The 15482-nt window shown below is 63.4% G+C and carries 16 protein-coding genes and 1 pseudogene; 4 read left to right on the forward strand and 13 right to left on the reverse strand.

Translation table 11 applies throughout. The annotated features are described in order from the left end of the window. Positions 1-924 precede the first annotated feature (924 nt). The 3 genes and pseudogenes from FS320_RS14035 to FS320_RS14045 all read right to left on the reverse strand — a co-directional run bounded on the left by FS320_RS14035 (position 925) and on the right by FS320_RS14045 (position 2338). Positions 925-1179 (reverse strand): hypothetical protein, encoded by a 255-nt coding sequence (locus FS320_RS14035; protein ID WP_152712494.1) that lies wholly within the window; start codon positions 1177-1179, stop codon positions 925-927. A 572-nt stretch (positions 1180-1751) separates the two neighbouring features. Then, positions 1752-1859 (reverse strand): annotated as a pseudogene (locus FS320_RS50735) (LysR family transcriptional regulator); the annotation flags it as partial. Between the two features lie 119 nt (positions 1860-1978). Next, positions 1979-2338, reverse strand: coding sequence for a GYD domain-containing protein (locus FS320_RS14045; RefSeq protein ID WP_152712495.1), 360 nt, complete (start codon positions 2336-2338; stop codon positions 1979-1981). Between the two features lie 1202 nt (positions 2339-3540). Between FS320_RS14045 and FS320_RS14050 the strand changes: the two genes are divergently transcribed. Next, positions 3541-4275 (forward strand): Crp/Fnr family transcriptional regulator, encoded by a 735-nt coding sequence (locus FS320_RS14050; protein ID WP_152712496.1) that lies wholly within the window; start codon positions 3541-3543, stop codon positions 4273-4275. A gap of 68 nt (positions 4276-4343) precedes the next feature. Here the strand turns inward: FS320_RS14050 and FS320_RS45155 are convergent, their stop codons facing one another. The 10 genes from FS320_RS45155 to FS320_RS14095 all read right to left on the reverse strand — a co-directional run bounded on the left by FS320_RS45155 (position 4344) and on the right by FS320_RS14095 (position 12996). Continuing rightward, the gene (locus FS320_RS45155; RefSeq protein WP_153885304.1) at positions 4344-4505 is read right to left on the reverse strand and encodes a hypothetical protein; all 162 of its coding nucleotides are present in this window, start codon (positions 4503-4505) and stop codon (positions 4344-4346) included. Positions 4506-4938: 433 nt separating this feature from the next. Then, positions 4939-6207, reverse strand: a complete 1269-nt coding sequence (locus FS320_RS14055; protein ID WP_152712497.1) for an extracellular catalytic domain type 1 short-chain-length polyhydroxyalkanoate depolymerase — start codon at positions 6205-6207, stop codon at positions 4939-4941. A gap of 98 nt (positions 6208-6305) precedes the next feature. Then, on the reverse strand, positions 6306-6725 hold the full coding sequence (locus FS320_RS14060; protein WP_152712498.1) for a CopG family transcriptional regulator: 420 nt from the start codon (positions 6723-6725) through the stop codon (positions 6306-6308). Positions 6726-7729: 1004 nt separating this feature from the next. Beyond that, complete coding sequence (locus FS320_RS14065) at positions 7730-8446, reverse strand: alpha/beta hydrolase (protein WP_244627134.1); 717 nt, start codon at positions 8444-8446, stop codon at positions 7730-7732. Between the two features lie 66 nt (positions 8447-8512). Next, on the reverse strand, positions 8513-9457 hold the full coding sequence (locus FS320_RS14070) for a pirin family protein (protein WP_152712499.1): 945 nt from the start codon (positions 9455-9457) through the stop codon (positions 8513-8515). Positions 9458-9492: 35 nt separating this feature from the next. Then, entirely contained in the window at positions 9493-9768 is a 276-nt protein-coding gene (locus FS320_RS14075) for a hypothetical protein (RefSeq protein WP_152712500.1), read from the reverse strand. A 196-nt stretch (positions 9769-9964) separates the two neighbouring features. After that, a complete protein-coding gene (locus tag FS320_RS14080) occupies positions 9965-10210 on the reverse strand; it encodes a hypothetical protein (protein ID WP_152712501.1) in 246 nt (81 codons plus the stop codon). A 134-nt stretch (positions 10211-10344) separates the two neighbouring features. Continuing rightward, the gene (locus tag FS320_RS14085; protein WP_152712502.1) at positions 10345-11295 is read right to left on the reverse strand and encodes a ring-cleaving dioxygenase; all 951 of its coding nucleotides are present in this window, start codon (positions 11293-11295) and stop codon (positions 10345-10347) included. Between the two features lie 49 nt (positions 11296-11344). Beyond that, positions 11345-11965, reverse strand: coding sequence for an alpha/beta hydrolase (locus FS320_RS14090; RefSeq protein ID WP_152712503.1), 621 nt, complete (start codon positions 11963-11965; stop codon positions 11345-11347). A 98-nt stretch (positions 11966-12063) separates the two neighbouring features. Continuing rightward, a complete protein-coding gene (locus FS320_RS14095; RefSeq protein ID WP_152712504.1) occupies positions 12064-12996 on the reverse strand; it encodes a ring-cleaving dioxygenase in 933 nt (310 codons plus the stop codon). A gap of 189 nt (positions 12997-13185) precedes the next feature. Here FS320_RS14095 and FS320_RS14100 point away from each other — a divergent pair, with 189 nt between their 5' ends. The 3 genes from FS320_RS14100 to wrbA all read left to right on the forward strand — a co-directional run bounded on the left by FS320_RS14100 (position 13186) and on the right by wrbA (position 15408). Next, positions 13186-13623 (forward strand): DoxX family protein, encoded by a 438-nt coding sequence (locus FS320_RS14100; protein WP_152712505.1) that lies wholly within the window; start codon positions 13186-13188, stop codon positions 13621-13623. Positions 13624-13703: 80 nt separating this feature from the next. Next, entirely contained in the window at positions 13704-14675 is a 972-nt protein-coding gene (locus tag FS320_RS14105) for a LysR substrate-binding domain-containing protein (protein ID WP_162002985.1), read from the forward strand. 127 nt (positions 14676-14802) lie between these two features. Beyond that, the gene (gene wrbA, locus FS320_RS14110) at positions 14803-15408 is read left to right on the forward strand and encodes an NAD(P)H:quinone oxidoreductase (protein ID WP_152712506.1); all 606 of its coding nucleotides are present in this window, start codon (positions 14803-14805) and stop codon (positions 15406-15408) included. Positions 15409-15482 lie beyond the last annotated feature (74 nt).

Here is a 15482-nt window from a genome sequence, read left to right on the forward strand (position 1 = left end):
ATGCGTTTGCCCGGCAAATGCGGCTCCATCCGATCCCACTGGTGATCTTTCAACATCAGACGAACTCCGCTCACCCAAGCCTCCGCGCCCAAAAGGAGCTTGAATCAGATTTGCGAGTCCGTCGAAAGCCTGAATGTCAACGCGCTCTAGCGTCTTGGACATGATGCACCTCATCGTCAGCGACTCAGCTTTAGGAACGCATCACACATTGCACGATGAACGGTTACGCTCTGAAGGGGTTCCCCGGCGCGGAAACCAGAGCCGCACGCATCGTGCGGAAAATCGGGTCTACTGGTCAGCATCCGACCGCCGACGACAGTTCTTATGAATGGAACGGATTGGATATGTCCTCCAGAGGCCGCCCAAGCCGGTCGCTCAACGTCCAGGTGCCTGCTGGTTTGAGTTCGGCAGGTGTCACCACCACATCCACGGCAACGTCTCCGCTCAATGCAGCATAATGACCTTTGTCTTGCGTTGAAACGTAGGCTGTCAAGCGATGTCCTGGCGGAAGGCCGTGCGACTCTGTCCCGCTACAAGCCGACTCATCTAAATCTGCCGCAACGCCAGGGCTGACATCACGAAACTGGCCTGCTTTCTGGTCTCGCCATCGTCCGATGGTGGTGATCCTCAATTCGTCATCGAGCCGGAGGGCGGTTTCAGGCTCACGCTGACGGCGAGCTTCGACCCGATCACGGATAGTCTGGACGAGATCCTGGACACAGCCCCACCGGAGATGAGGACGGTCCTGATCAGCTGCCGGCGTTCGGGCGAAAGGGCAGACCCGCGGGCTGACGCTGTTGGTCTGGTGTGTTCCAGCCCTGAATGACAACGCTCACGATCCTTGGCTCTGCAGCGGCCCAATTCGGATCATCGAGCAGGCCTCGTGCGGCCTGCCGAGATCGAGACCGTCTGAACACGGGCAGCCTAGCGAAGTGGACCGCCCCTTTCGGAGCCTTGGCGCGTGAGCCGGATCATCTCATCCGAGCTGCGCTCGATCCAGCGGCACTGGCCGGCATAGTCGAGGCCCCGCTCGAAGTCGTCGCTTCGTTGCCCCAGGCTCCTGGTCCACCAGTGCCGAAGACTCTGGATCGGGGCGCCCTGCCCCTCGCTCTTGCCAAGCCCGCGAACGAGATGGCGGACGATATGAAGCGCGATGCTCTCAACAGGCACTTGGCTCACGGCGAATGCCTCCCGGCTTCATCTGCTTGCCGCTCCGGCCGGGGAGCAGGCTCCCTCGAGCTTCCCCCACCGGACGAGATTGCGAAAGCCCATCCGGAGAACGAAAGCAGGTGGTATTGGGGGTAGCTTGCTGGGCGGCCGGGGCCTGGCGTGATCACCGTCAAGGCCGAAGCTTTCCAAGCGTCAATCGGCTCCGAAGCATTGACCCCGATCGCGATTGGCGCAACCGACTTAACGTTCGCAACAAGCGGTGATACCTGCGGGTTCTTGGTCGGCACCGGTCGCAACTCTCCCAGTCTGAGCAGAACCCAAACACTCCTCAGCCGTTGAGGCCGAGCAACGGTGGGTTCTGGGTTCGAGGCCGAATGACAGCGGACGGTCCAACACCGGATTGTTAATGCATCCTGTCAGACCCGGGCGTAGAATGAACAGACGGCCCCGTGATGATCTCAGCGGTGACGGCGGGTCAGGATAGCATGGTCAAGTTGACCGGGTTTGCCCCGCTTTGAGGAGTCCAGACTCAAGGCCCGCGACATACTTTCAATACGCCCTCAAACAATCCTGATTTGCCGATGTTGACGATGCCGACCGGGCTCTGACAGGTGAGTATAAATACGCTCCCGGTGGAAGAGTGCGCCGCCCAATTCTTGCTCGAGCTGCCGGATCGCTCGTGTCACGGAGATACCCACGGCCATCGGGACTGCTCAAGCCGGAGTGACCCTGGAGGGAAGGGGCGGTCCGGGATGACCGCCTTGTCAAATCAGGCGGGTTCGGTGCTCTGTTGACGGCATCCCTCGGTTTAGGCTGTTTGACCGGGCGAAGCCGCATGGCCCGCGCTCTTGAAGCTGCGGGCTGCCTCGCTGCTCTTCTGCAGCATCTGCATCGCTTCTGGCCCAGTGAGAGCCCGAGCGGTTCTGATGTTTGCGACGCCGCCGGTGCCGGTCACGGTAAGCACCACGGTTATCATGCTCTCCTCGTTCGGAGCTTCCGCCAGGACCACCCAGTCGAATTCACATCCCGGCGTGAGAAAATAGTTGATCAGACGCCCTCCGCACGATTCGAACAGGCGCGACACCGGCCCTGTCCGATCCTCAGGATGAGCCAACATTCCCCGCATGGCGTCACGCGAATACCGGCCATAGCTGATGTACGTAGGCATGGCGTTTCTCCTTCTCACGATGATCGCGAGGCGGGTAGTTTAGCACCATACGCGGGGGCCATGTTCATCTACTGCAAGATGGGCCACCGACCGGCAAAACGATCGTCTGCAACAAGCTCGTGGAGGCATGCCGGTTATCTTCGCTTGTACTGCATGGGGTATCCAGGCTATCGCGTTCTCAATACCCGTACCTTCCGAGTTATGGCGACCGTGATACTGCCGTGACCTGCGGTGGTAAGACGGCACAGTACGTGAGGAACTCCTTGAGCCCCTTCTGGACCCGCGGAGGCCGTCCAGGCGGGTTCTACTCGCATGGATGCCACACCAATGCCCCCGGCTGTTTCACCGGTGTCCCCTGGTAGTGCTCGATACTGGATCTTGTCGTCTGGCACCTCGATCCAACTGCCATAGACGAACATCTGCACTCCGCTTGGCGTCAGCCGATACGGGGCCGGCCGACAATCGAGTGTATGGCAGCAACTCACGCCTTCAGAATTGGTCAGGTTCGATTAGATGTCGTGGGCGTCGGCAAGAGGCCCCAAGCCAACCAGCACGGCAATCGCACCGGCGGCGAGCTTGAGAGACATAGGCCGCTCCTACCTGTGACAGGTTAGCGGCGCTCGTTCGAGCGTCGACAGAGAATTACAGAACCCCACTCTACTCCTGAACGACGACGCCGTCTTGATGGATTAGAGGAAGATCGATTCGCATAAACCGCAGTCTGAAACGGCTCGGAAAGCGAGGCCAAATTTCCCTGAAAATCTGCGCGGTCAAAAGAAAAGCGCCCTCTCTTTCGAAGGGCGCTCCAAGGATCGGCCTGTAGGGGCAAATATAACAAAACCGGTATGATCCATGTACTCAGTCAAACCTCTTCCGTCTGTCGGTTATCCGACAAACGGAAGAAGAAAGGTGCTCATTATTTTAATGTTGAATTGGCTTATTATACCAATCTAAGTTTACGTGCGTGTTGTATACCTCCGACGAGGTAGATATACGGAGGCTCCCGTAGGGGCAAAATACAGGCTCAAGGGCTGCGCACATGGACACAAAGACCGGGCGCGGCTCTTTTTCATGGGCGTTCCAGCTCGGTCACATGCAGCCGCGTCAAAACCGCAGCGCATTTCGCGAAAAGCCGTTTATGACCTGGACATGCTGAGACGATCTACGCCCATCGGCGTTGTCTTGGCGGAGTGCCTGTCGCCATGGTCGAGGTTCTAAGAGGCGATCATCGCACGAACTGGCTCCTGGCCAGCCTGGAGGCGGAGGATTTTGCCGCCCTTCAGCCTCACCTCGAACTTGTGGAGCTGTCGCGCGGACAGGTGCTCTATGAACCCGGCGATCCTCTCCGCTATACCTATTTCCCGCACTATGCCGTCGTGTCGCTCGTGAACATGATGGAGGATGGCGGCACCGTCGAGGTGGCGTTGTTCGGGCGTGGGGGCGTTCTGGGTCGGGCGCTCGTGACGCGGGAAGCCTTCGGGCGCTACATCGTGCAGATCGGCGGCACCGCCTCGCGCATTGCGGCCGAGCGCCTGGATGAGGTCAGCAATGCCCGCCCCAAGCTGCGACGGTTGCTCCAGAGCTACGGCGAGGTCCTGCTGGCCCAGACGTTTCAAATTCTCAGCTGCAATGCCGTGCATCCGGTCGAGGCACGCTGCTGCCGGTGGATCCTCATGGCGCAAGATCGGGCCGATCAGGAGGTCCTGCCCCTGACGCACGAGTTTTTGGCCGAGATGCTGGGGGTGCAACGCTCCACCGTCAGTGTGGTGACCCGCACGCTGCAGACGGCCGGGCTGATCCGGCAGAGCCGCGGTGGCATCAACGTGACTGATCGGGCGGGGCTCGAAGAGACGACCTGCGAATGTTACGGCAAGATCCGGCGCCTGTACCAGCGCCTGCTTCCCGACGCCGACGAAGCACGTGCCCCGTCGGGATAACTCCCATGCCCTGATTGATCAAAATTTTCGATAAGACGCTTTATAAATCAGAGAATACGGCACTCGGGCTAACGTGAGTGCTGCCCGAGCACAAAGCCGACGAGCAGTCCCGCTACAATCAGCCCGACCATTGTGATCGCCCAGGTGAACAAGGCCACATCAGCCGGGGATAACATGTTGCAGCCGGAAAAGCCGATCAGCTCACAGACCCATCTCGCCACAGTGTCCATGCCCTACCCCCATTGCGGATCACAAGGCGCAACTTGGAATTTTAGCAGACCAGATCTGACCGCCGAAAGGTCATGCCTCACAGCACGCACGATCTGTGTAATTCACATAAGGCCTAGTATGAAATTCGCCCAAAACCGTAACGACAAAGCGGGCCGCGGCATCGAACACCGAAGACGATCCCCGAGATAAGGTCGGCATAGCAGCCAAAGTTCGTCAGGACATGGGGCTTCTTCCCCTGCCGGGTCGCAGTCGAATGCCAGACTGCTTGCCGTTGATCTGGGGAACGGAGGTCGGCCACGGTGCACTTTGGAACACCGTGGCTCGTGGAGTGAGACGAACCCGTCTTGATGAGCGGGATCCGGATCTGCCCGCATGGCAGATCTCAATTCGGAGTCCGGCAGTCCTTGACGTGGCCTCGTGGGCTCTTCGTGTCTACAGGGGGGATGCGGCTGTTGGTTTCGGGTGTTCCAGAAAGAAGCGCATCATCTCGCGGCTGGCATCGGGTCCCCGTGGCTCCGTGTAGGACCCACTCGGACTTCCCCCAGACCAGGCATGCCCTGCCCCGTGAAGAGCCCAATGCTCGAGCATCGGGTGGCCGCTGTCATCGCACGCGACCGTGCGGGTATAGCTGATCCCACCCGGAGCCTGTCTGCGGGTGACAGTTGATCGCAGATCCGAGCCCGCCTTCGACTGAGCAATGACCTGTTCCCCATTGACGGGGTTCACGGTCGTGTCGCGATCGCCATGAAACACGATGGTCGGCACGAGCTGTTCGGCCCCACTATGATAGGGTGCCCCACCCTGCCGCATGGCAGCAAACGCGGAAGGCATGTCACGCGCGGCTCCGCACGCTAAGCCCGAGTGAACGCCGACGGCCGCATAGAGGTCCGGATAAGTCGAGCCCATGATTGCCGCCGCTGCCCCACCGGCGGAGAGCCCGGCGACATAGACGCGTCCCGGCTCGACCGAGAAATCACGCATGATCTGCCGGGTGATGCCGGCGATCAGCGAGGGTTCGCCACGATCCCGCTGCTGATCGGCTGCGTTGAACCAGTTCCAGCATTTTGAGACATTCGCCGCCTGGGCCTGTGCCGGGTAAGCCACCAGAAAGGTCTGCTCTTCGGCCAACTCGTTCATCTGTGTCCCAGCGGCAAAGTCGTCCGGTGACTGGGTGCAGCCGTGCAGCATCACCACGAGCGGCACAGGCTGACCCGTGTAGCCGCTGGGGATGTATAGCTTGTAGGCGCGGCTTCCCGCCTCGTTGGCAAAGGACCGCTCTTCGAAGCGGGCGCCCTCCGGCAGCGGGGCCGGCGCACGGGTTGGAATTGGCCCAACGAGCCCGTCGAGGCCGAGGCCGGAACTGGGTTGCCCCATGCGGTCGAGGAAGCCACGCAGCGCTTCCGGCACCTGACGCTGGCCCGACGTTCCGGCGAGACCACCAAGTGGATTAGGAGCACCGTGTGGGAGGTCGAATTTCGGCGAAGTCCACGCCGGTCCGCCGGAAGATGGCGGCACCATATCGATGATGCGAGAGAAATGCGCTGCTGCGGGTTTGCTTTTATCTCCCCCGGCGCTGCTTGAGCTCGTTGCTGGATCGGCACCCGCAAGCCCTCCCTGAAGAAGTGCCATGGCTTCTGCGAGCCGGCCTTCACGGGTCAGGCGTGTGGCCTCGAGCATGTCGATGTTGGGTTGTGCGTTCATGGTTTCAATCCTGTGGTTGGGCAAAGCGAGGCCTGCCCCTTCCGGTCGGGAAGGGTTGGGCAGGCTCGAAAGACGGTGGGACGGGTGCTACCCGGCGGTCAGCGTATGCGGTCCTTGAGCGCCTCTTTGACAGCCGGACTGGCGTGCAAGGCGCCAAGGACATGAAGGGAGGCGATCGTTAGCCGGGCGAGCTCAGGCGTGACATCGGTGGCGATGCTGGCCAGACCAAGAACCTGGATGTGCAGTACTTCGCCGGCCGCTTGCACCGCCTCCAGGTCCTGGCGGCTGTAGTGGCGCAGGCCCAGGTCGAGTTGGTGTCGCTCGACCGATTTCCTGACGGCATCGTTGTGCCGATCGAGCTGGTTTCGAATGGCGGTCCGGATGAAGTCGGTCCGGTTGGAGTAGAAGCCCTCCTGGACGAGGAGATCGATATGGCCGAGGTCGACATAGCCCAGGTTGATCGTGATCTTTTCGCTGTCTGCCGCCTTGGGCCGAAGTTCGTGTACATTGTTCGCCATCTCTGCCATCCTGTCACCATCCCACTGGATGGTAATTGGAGGGCGAAAGTGGCGAGTTCAAGCCCCAGCCCTGCTTATTCACTCAACTCGGCACGCCGTTTCACGTCTATGTCACGGAGCCGGCCTCCGAATTGGCGGTGGTTGCACTGCACAAATTTGTCGCGGCCTTTCCGGCTCGAAAGCGGCACCATATGCGTTAGCCTTATGCCAACCCGGAGCAATCGCTGGAGAAAGGAAGCGCCACATGGGCCAGAGGTTCTGTCCACAGTGCTCCTGCGACGCGGCATCGGTCCTCAGCATCGCCACGGATGATGGTTGTTTCGCCGCCGCTGTTCAGTGCCACGTCTGCGGCTTCGAGCAGCCCACCAATCGTGGCTACGAGGACGAGCAGACTGCCCGCGAGGCCGCAACCCACGCTTGGTTAGAGGGTGCGGAGCTCCTCCCCTCATCTCCTCGCACTTGATTTCAGCGCTTATCTCCCGTCACGAGGATGCTGATGTGCAGCTTCCAGAGTTCACGCTTGAGCGCCGCCATGCGGTCAGGCGGCAGCTCTGACCCAAACATCTGGTCAAACTCGTCCCTGGTGAGATAGCCGCGTTTTCGCGCTGCTTCAGCAGGCGCCAGGATTCGGGATTGGATAGATCGATCAGCGGTTCGGGCATGAGCGTCTCCGGCTGATCGTGTGATGGTACAGCGGCGGGGATCCTGCGCAAGGAAAGGTTCGCGAACCACAGCGTCCTGCTCTCACGGGTCTGAAGAACTGCGGAGGAAAAGCTGGCGCCTGTTCATCTAGATGACAACCATAATCCGGCAGCTGACGGATTCCAGCTCACCTGATACTGAAGGCTTGCAGCGGGTCATAGTGCTGTGGAGCGGACCAAATGAAAGTCCGCTCCACAGCAACTGCGGAACTCCAAATTAGGTCCGCCTCGTGCCAGGACCGTACCTTCCTGCTGAACTGATGGTGAGCGTTTTTATTCGGCACGCACTTAGGTGTCCTTGGTCTAGCCCGACGTTGGATCGATTACGGGAACGAAGCGCGATATCCATGCCGCAATCATCGTTGCGGCATACTCCGCGTCCACGGCTCGGGTCAGGAGGTGGTCGGCCGGGTCAAGCGACACAAAGCTCTTGGGATGGCGCGCGGCCTGGAAGATTGCGCCGGCGCTCTCGATGCTCACGACTTCGTCCCGGGGCGAATGCAGGATCAGCAACGGACGGTCGAGATGGCCGATCCGGTGCCTCTGATCCTGGTCGCGCAGGTTCTCGACGAAAGCCCGACTGATGACGAATGACTCCCCGCCCAGTCTCACACGGGCCTCACCTTCGTGGAGGATCCGGTCGAGGCTGCCGTCCAGAAGACGGATCACATGCTGCGTGTCGCAGGGGGCACCAATGGTGACTACAGCGGCAATGTCCGGCAACTGCCCGGCTGCTGCCAGAGCCGCGGCACCTCCGAGGCTGTGCCCGATCAGGATGCTGAGCGGATAGCCTTCCCGCTCCATCGCGCGGGCCGCTGCTGCCAGGTCGGCGACGTCGCCGCTGAAGGTGGCCTGCGAGAACTCGCCCTCACTCTGCCCAAGCCCGGTGAAGTCGAACCGGAGAACGCCGATCCCGCGGGCCGCGAGAGCGCGCGCGATCCGCACCGCCGCCACCGAGTTCTTGCCGCAGGTGAAGCAATGGGCGAGGACCGCGTAGGCGGCTTCGGTTCCTTCCGGCAGGTCGAGCCGACAGGCGCTGGCCCTGCGAGCCCGGAAAGTCGAAGATTTGCGTCCGTACGGACATCGCTATGGATAACGGACCGGCGGAGGCGGCGGCTCGGGCAGCGGGATGAACTCGGTCTCGTCCCCGGGTACGGTGTCGAACCGGGCCGCCTTCCAGTCGGCCTTGGCCTGCTCGATCCGGTCCTCCCGCGACGAGACGAAGTTCCACCAGATGAAGCGCGGCCCGTCCATTGGCTCGCCGCCCAGCATCATGAAGCGGGCATCGCTGCGGGCCCGGATCGTAATGCGGTCGCCTGGCCGGAACACCAGGAGCTGCCCGGGCGGGAACATGTCGCCGGAGATCTCGACCTCGCCCGAGACGGTGTAGATCGCCCGCTCGTCGTAGTCCGGGTCCAGCGGCACCATGGATCCCGCCCGCAGCACCACATCGGCATAGAACATCGGGCTTGACGTCTTCACTGGTGAGCTTGCCCCGAGGATGGAGCCCGCGATGAGCCGCACCGTCTTGCCGTCGCCGTCGAGCACCGGCATCCGGCCGGCCTCGTAGTGCACGAAGCCGGGCGTGGTTTCCTCGTCCTTGCCCGACAGAGCCACCCAGCTCTGGATGCCAAACAGCTTCGAGCCCGTCGTACGCAGCTCCTGCGCCGTCCGCTCAGAATGGACGATGCCGCGGCCGGCTGTCATCCAGTTGAGCTCGCCCGGCCGGATCGGCAGCTCCGTTCCGAGCGAGTCCCGATGCATGATCTCGCCGTCGAACAGGTAGGTGACGGTGGAGAGGCCGATGTGGGGATGCGGCCGCACGTCCATACCGGATCCGAGCAGGAACTCGGACGGTCCCATCTGGTCGAAGAAGATGAAGGGCCCGACCATCTGCCGCTGGGCCGAGGGCAGCGCCCGGCGCACCTCGAAGCTGCCGAGGTCACGCGCCCGGGGCACGATCACGGTCTCGATGGCGTCACAGGCGTGCTTGTCACCAGGCTGCGGATCGTCGGCGGGGTTCCAACTCATCGGTTCTTCTCCTTCGCTTCACAGGCAGGCAAGGGTCATGCCCCCTCCCGCCGTTCGCTCAACCTCCAGGCCCTCAGGTGTTCCTCAAGGGCATCATCCGTATCTTCCGGAACAGAGGGACCACTCCAGGCCGTCGACCCGAATGTCGTGCCCGTTCCGTCCCGCCCGACAATCCGCCAGAAATGCAGCGCGGCACTCCGCTCCTTGTGCCCCATCTCGGCGCGTACTGCATCCACTTCTGGCCGGGTCGCCTCCCGAAGCCGGTAGCGCCGCGATGGGTTGTCAGCAAACCATAGGTCGTCGGGGGTCATGTTGCCTCCCACCAATTCAAGCTCGGCAGGCGCTCCTCGGGCCGCTCCTGGCCGAACGTGCCTTCGGTCAACACATCCGACAGGTGCCGGTAGCCTCACCGGGGAACCAGTGTCACGACCAACGAGCGTGGATGCCGGACAATGCCATTCCGGACGCAGCATACACGCCACATCAGCATCGTCACCTGCCGGTGCATCAAACGTCAGGCATGACGACCATGATGTTCGGCCGTGCCAGCTTTCGTCTCAGATCGCCGCAATCCCTCGCCCGGAGTCCGTTGAGAAACTCCAAACCCGCGTTCGCTGGGGAATCGAGGAGATGCACCTCCAAGCTCTCGCCCTGCGGTGCGGCGGTCGCTATCGTGACCAAGCCCGTCGGTGTCTCCCGCTCGATTTTGGCCCCGAGGACGTCGTCGCACTGAAGCCGCAGGATGAAGTCCATGGTCATCTCCTCGGTTAACTCGCAACAATCCAAAAATAAGTCAGCTCGCACTCTGGCAGCGCCGGATGGCACTTTATCAGATACTGGGACCCTGAGGCGCAGTTCAGACGTGCGATAGGTTGATCCGAAGCGCCTCACGCCAACGGCAGCAGGCCCGCCTCGATCTGCTGGCGCCGGCCCTCCAGGAACGGCGGCAGCGACAGCGTTTCACCAAGCATATCCATGGATTCGTCGGTGGCGAAGCCCGGCCCGTCGGTGGCGATCTCGAACAGGATCCCGTTCGGCTCGCGGAAGTACAGGCTGCGGAACCAGAACCGGTCAACCGGGCCGCTCGACGGCATGCGCACGTGGTTGAGCCGCTCGGCCCAGGCCTGGTAGTCGGCGTCGGGGATGCGGAAGGCCACATGGTGGACACCCCCTGCCCCGGGCTGAGCCATCGGCAGGTTGGGCTCGACGGACACATGCAGCTCGGCCGCCGCTCCGCCCGGGCCCATCTGGTAGACGTGGGTACGGGTCTCCTCGTTGCCGGGCGTGGCGTAGTCCCGTACACGGGTCATGTTCATGATCTTCGTGAGCACGAGGTCCGTGTAATCCAGCTCGGGCACGCTGATCGTGATCGGGCCGAGGCCGCGGATCTGGTGCTCGGCCGGCACGGGGCTACGCTCCCACGGATGGGACTCCTCTCCCTGCCCGCCGTCATCGACGAGGCTCAGCCGCTGGCCTTCGAAATCCTCGAAGTCGAGCGTCAGCCTGCCGTCGCGCTCGACGACCTCGGAGTGCGTGACGCCTAGGTCCTGGAAGCGCTGCTTCCACCAGGCGAGCGTCTCAGCGCCGGAGACCCGCATGCCGGTGCGGGTGATGCTGTGCGTGCCGCGCTGCTCGCGCTCGACGGGCCAGTCGAAGAAGGTGATGTCGGTGCCAGGCGAGCCGCGCCCGTCGGCGTAGAACAGGTGATAGGCGCTGACGTCGTCCTGGTTGATGGTCTTCTTCACCAGGCGCAGCCCAAGCGTCTTCGTGTAGAAGTCATGGTTGCGTGGCGCGTTGCCGGTGACGGCGGTGAGATGATGGATGCCGGTGAGTTGCATGGTCGGTGTCCTTATCGGGCGGGCCCACAAGCCCGCCCTCCAGAGTGCGTTAGAGTTGGTCGATCCAGGCCTTGGTGAGGGCCACGTCGGTCTGCGACAGCCCATGGCCGGTTGGGAGCACATGATGCTGGACGACGGCGCCAGCGCCCGTCAGCAGCGACGTCAGCCGCTTTGCGTTCTCCGCCGGCACGATGGGGTCCGAGGCGCCGGAGACGATCAGCACCGGCTTGCCGGTGAGATCGACAGCCGGCGGGTCCTGGAGCGGCACCATGGCCCGCAGCAGGGCGGCGCCGGCGAGGGCCTCGGGCCGAAGCTGAAGCACGGCCGCGGCGATGTTGGCGCCGTTCGAGAAGCCGACCGCAATGGGAGCCGCGAGATTGTAGGACTCCCGCGCCTGGGCGATGAAGTCAGCGAGCTCTTGGGCGCGGCGGCGCACGTCTTCCTCGTCGAAGATGCCTTCACGGAGACGGCGGAAGAAACGCGGCATGCCGCCCTCCAGCACCTTGCCCCGCGGGGAGAGGAGCGCGGAGCCGGGGGCGATCATGCCGCCGAGCGACAGCAGGTCATCCTCGTTGCCCCCGGTGCCGTGCAGCAGCAGGATCGGCGGCTTGCCAGGCTCGGTGGCCGGCTTGATGCGGTGGATGAACGAAAGTTCGGTTGTTGTGGCCATGAGAACCTCGATCAGGGCCTTGCCGGCCCTGGCAATACGGAATGGGAAGGGCCCCTGCCGCCGGCATGGGCCAGACGGCAGGGTGGGTTGACGCCGGATCAGGCGACCTTCGGCAGCACGGCCTCGATCTTCTCGCGGTTCGGCTCCAGGAAGCGCGGCAGCTTCAGGGCCTGGCCGAGGCTCTCCGCCGGCTCATCGACGGCAAAGCCCGGATCATCCGTGGCGATCTCGAACAGGATTCCGTTCGGCTCGCGGAAGTAGACCGCCCGGAAGTAGTCGCGGTTCTTCTGCTCGGTGGCGCGGATGCCGTGGTTCGCGGCGAGCTTCCGGACCATCTCGGCCTGAACCGCGTCGCTGGCGGCGCGGAAGGCGATGTGATGCACCGTCCCGGCCCCTGACTGGCCACGCGGGAAGTTCCCCGCCTCACGCAGGTCGATGATGCCGCCCAAGGCGGTGTCGCCGGCCTTGTAGCGGATCAGCGAGCCTTCGCGGGCGACCTCCGTGAAGCCGAAGATGTCGGTCAGGATCGCACCCGTGGGGGCGGCGTTCGCCACCAGCAGGCTGGCGCTGTGAAAGCCGCGGATCGCATGCTCGGCCGGAATGTCGTTGGCGATCCAGGCGGGCTCATTGTCGATGCCGGGCTCAGCCACGAGAGCGAGGCGCATGCCGTCGGGATCCTTGAACGCAATGACCGTCTCGCCGAAGCGCTTCTCGGGAGCCTCGTGGGCCACGCCCTTCTCGATCAGGCGGTGGGTCCAGTAGCCGATGGAACCTTCCGGCGCGCGGAACACGGTCTCCTGGGTCTCGCCGACACCAAGCCGTCCCGGAGTGGCATGCGCCCACGGGAAGAAGGTCAGAATCGTGCCGGGCTGGCCGGCCTCGTCGCCGTAGTAGAAGTGGTAGGTGCCGGGATCGTCGAAGTTGACGGTCTTCTTGACCAGGCGCAGCCCAAGAACGCGGGTGTAGAAGTCGAGGTTGCGTTGGGCGGGGCCGGCGATGGCGGTCACGTGATGGATGCCGTTCTGGATCATTGTGGTGTCCTTTCGTGGGGCAACCAGCGCCCCGGGTCTGCTCCAGAGATAAGCGGGTTCGGTCCCAACGCCATGCGATCTCGATTGCATGAACGCAATCTCAAGATTGCTTTCCGGTCGATTGCGTTGCATCACGGAAAGCATCAGGTTTGCCGCCAACGGACCACTTCCGGTCCCGGAGACAGACCCATGATCGACAATCGCTTCGCTCCCTATGGTGCCTTCGCCCTGCGTGCCGGCCTCGGCATCATGTTCATCGCCCATGCCTACCTGAAGATCGCCGTGTTCACGGTGCCGGGCTTCGCCGGCTTCCTCGGTCAGGTCGGCTTCCCCGGCTTCCTCGCCTGGCCGATCATTCTCGCAGAGCTGATCGGCGGCCTCGCCATCCTCACCGGCTTCTATGCCCGTCTGGTTTCCGTGGCCCTGCTGCCGGTCCTGCTCGGCGCCCTGCTCGTCCACGCCCCGAACGGCTGGGTGTTCAACGCCCCGAACGGCGGCTGGGAGTATCCCGCGTTCCTTGCCCTCGCGGCCGTGGTCCACGTCCTGATCGGCGCCGGCGCCTTCGCCGTGAAGCCAGTCGCCTTCCCGGCCAGCCCTGCGGCGTCGCTTCGTCCGCGGCTCGGCTAACCCGGCAACGCCTCGACCTAGCGGCCGCGCGGCTCCCCCGCGGCCGCTCCGACCGATCCCAACTGACAGGGTGGCTCATCGTGGTTGATCCGTACAAGAACCTGGCCTGGGACGACTTCCGCCTGATCAAGGCCATCGGCGACGTGCGCAGCCTGCCCGCTGCCGCCGCACTCCTGGGGATCAATCACTCCACCGTTTTCCGCCGCCTCGCCCAGATCGAAGAGGCGCTCGGGGCCAAACTCTTCGAGCGCCACCGCAGCGGCTACACCCTCACCACGGTCGGCGAGGAGATGGTCGCCCTGGCGCAGCGCGTGGACGACGACATCACCGCCTTCACCCGCAAGATGGCGGGACGGGAGCTGGCGCCGGCGGGCGAGCTGCGGGTGACCACCAACGACTCGCTGCTGATCCACCTGCTTACGCCCCTGTTCGTGAAGTTCCGCAAGCAATGCCACGACGTGCGCCTCGACGTGGTCCTGGCCAACCAGGAGCTGAACCTGTCCAAGCGCGACGCCGACGTGGCGATCCGCGCCACCGACAATCCGCCCGAGAACCTGGTCGGGCGGCGGGTCGCCAGCATTGCCTGGGCGCTCTACGGCCGCGCCGACCAATTCCCGGACCCCGGCGCCGTCGACCCGGAGAGCCTGTACGAGCGCGACTGGGTATCCCTCGGGGAGAATCTGGCGACCCTCAAGGCGGTGAAGTTCGTCCACGAGCACGTCCCGCCGGACCGTATCGGCTACAGGGTGAACACGGTCCTCGGGCTTGCCGAGGCGGTCGAGCAGGGCCTCGGCATCGGCCACCTCCCCTGCTTCATCGCCGACCGTCGGCCCGGGCTTGTCCGCCTCGGTCTGCCTAATCCTGAGTTCGCCGCCGATCTCTGGCTCCTGACCCATCCCGATCTGCGCCATTCCCCGCGCGTCCGGGTCTTCCTCGACTTCCTCGCGGCGGAGGTCGCCAAGCAACGCAAGTTCATCGAAGGCACAAGTGCAGGTCCAAGTGTCGTTGATGAAACAGCGGCGGCAGATCCTGCTGTCACGACTTCGTCATGAGACGAAGACTCCATTGTCTGCACGCAATGTCGGATTGCGCCAGAACAATCGAATTCACCCCCGGTCCGGATTCTTGCCGAGTACAACCGCTCTAGTTCGACCGGACCAGCAAAACGGAGACTGATGAATGGCAAAAGTTCTTGTGCTCTACTACTCGTCCTACGGCCACATGCAGCAAATGGCCAATGCCGCCGCGGAAGGCGTGCGCCAGGCCGGTGGCGAGGCCGTGGTCAAGCGAGTGCCGGAACTTGTGCCCGAGGAGATCGCGCGGAACGCGCATTTCAAGCTCGACCAGCCGGCGCCCATCGCCACGGTCAGCGAACTCCCCAGCTACGATGCCATCATCCTCGGCGTGCCGACCCGCTACGGCCGCATGGCCTCGCAGATGTCGAACTTCTGGGACCAGGCCGGCAGCGTCTGGGCGCAGGGCCAGCTCACGGGCAAGGTCGGCAGCGTGATGTCCTCGACCGCAACCCAGCACGGCGGCCAGGAGACGACCCTGTTCTCCGGCATCAGCAACCTCATGCACTTCGGCATGATCATCGTGGGCCTGCCCTACTCGTACCAGGGGCAGATGACGCTCGATGAGATCGTCGGCGGCTCGCCCTACGGCGCGACCACCATCGCCGGCGGACAGGGCCAGCGCCAGCCGTCCCAGAACGAGCTCGAAGCCGCCCGCTTCCAGGGCCGGCTTGTGGCTGACACAGCCGCCAAGCTGACGGGCGGCGCATAAGACCGCGGCGGGACCCGACTCAGTTCCGCCGCGCCGTTGCGACACGCTTAGATAGATTACCGGCCGCTGCGTGG

Origin of the sequence: Microvirga tunisiensis (assembly GCF_009296175.1) — a bacterium.
In the GTDB taxonomy this organism is placed as follows: domain Bacteria; phylum Pseudomonadota; class Alphaproteobacteria; order Rhizobiales; family Beijerinckiaceae; genus Microvirga; species Microvirga tunisiensis.

Bases quoted from the DNA above. Each gene is read 5' to 3' on its own strand.
- FS320_RS14045 (WP_152712495.1), bottom strand. From the start codon at position 2,338: ATGCCTACGTACATCAGCTATGGCCGGTATTCGCGTGACGCCATGCGG.
- FS320_RS14050 (WP_152712496.1), top strand. From the start codon at position 3,541: ATGGTCGAGGTTCTAAGAGGCGATCATCGCACGAACTGGCTCCTGGCC.
- FS320_RS45155 (WP_153885304.1), bottom strand. From the start codon at position 4,505: ATGGACACTGTGGCGAGATGGGTCTGTGAGCTGATCGGCTTTTCCGGC.
- FS320_RS14055 (WP_152712497.1), bottom strand. From the start codon at position 6,207: ATGAACGCACAACCCAACATCGACATGCTCGAGGCCACACGCCTGACC.
- FS320_RS14060 (WP_152712498.1), bottom strand. From the start codon at position 6,725: ATGGCGAACAATGTACACGAACTTCGGCCCAAGGCGGCAGACAGCGAA.
- FS320_RS14070 (WP_152712499.1), bottom strand. From the start codon at position 9,457: ATGAGTTGGAACCCCGCCGACGATCCGCAGCCTGGTGACAAGCACGCC.
- FS320_RS14075 (WP_152712500.1), bottom strand. From the start codon at position 9,768: ATGACCCCCGACGACCTATGGTTTGCTGACAACCCATCGCGGCGCTAC.
- FS320_RS14080 (WP_152712501.1), bottom strand. From the start codon at position 10,210: ATGGACTTCATCCTGCGGCTTCAGTGCGACGACGTCCTCGGGGCCAAA.
- FS320_RS14085 (WP_152712502.1), bottom strand. From the start codon at position 11,295: ATGCAACTCACCGGCATCCATCATCTCACCGCCGTCACCGGCAACGCG.
- FS320_RS14090 (WP_152712503.1), bottom strand. From the start codon at position 11,965: ATGGCCACAACAACCGAACTTTCGTTCATCCACCGCATCAAGCCGGCC.
- FS320_RS14095 (WP_152712504.1), bottom strand. From the start codon at position 12,996: ATGATCCAGAACGGCATCCATCACGTGACCGCCATCGCCGGCCCCGCC.
- FS320_RS14100 (WP_152712505.1), top strand. From the start codon at position 13,186: ATGATCGACAATCGCTTCGCTCCCTATGGTGCCTTCGCCCTGCGTGCC.
- wrbA (WP_152712506.1), top strand. From the start codon at position 14,803: ATGGCAAAAGTTCTTGTGCTCTACTACTCGTCCTACGGCCACATGCAG.